The following is a 289-nucleotide window of genomic DNA, read 5'->3' as shown; positions in this document are numbered from 1 at the left end:
CTCTAACCTATTAACAATTTACTCTTCATTCTCAGGAAAAACAGTTGAAGAAATAGAAGCAATGTACGAAGGAAAAGGATACGGCGACTTCAAAGGCGACCTAGCACAAGTAGTCGTAGAAGCAATTCGCCCAATCCAAGACAAATATAACGAACTAATCAGCTCCCCAGAACTAGACGAAATTCTAGACAAAGGTGCCGAAAAAGCAAACCGCGTTGCATTCAAACAACTACGCAAAGTAGAAAACGCAATGGGACTAAGCAGAAAACGTAGATAATATATAAAGCAG

1 pseudogene is annotated in these 289 nt (G+C 39.8%); it reads left to right on the top strand.

The features are described from left to right. Positions 1–277 (top strand): annotated as a pseudogene (locus JDS96_RS31010) (tryptophan--tRNA ligase); the annotation flags it as partial. Positions 278–289: the final 12 nt, after the last annotated feature.

This window comes from Bacillus cereus group sp. N21 (assembly GCF_016483395.1).
Lineage (GTDB): Bacteria > Bacillota > Bacilli > Bacillales > Bacillaceae_G > Bacillus_A > Bacillus_A pseudomycoides.
Note: the sequence above shows the minus strand (reverse complement) of the source record. Positions and strands in the feature narration are given on the sequence as shown.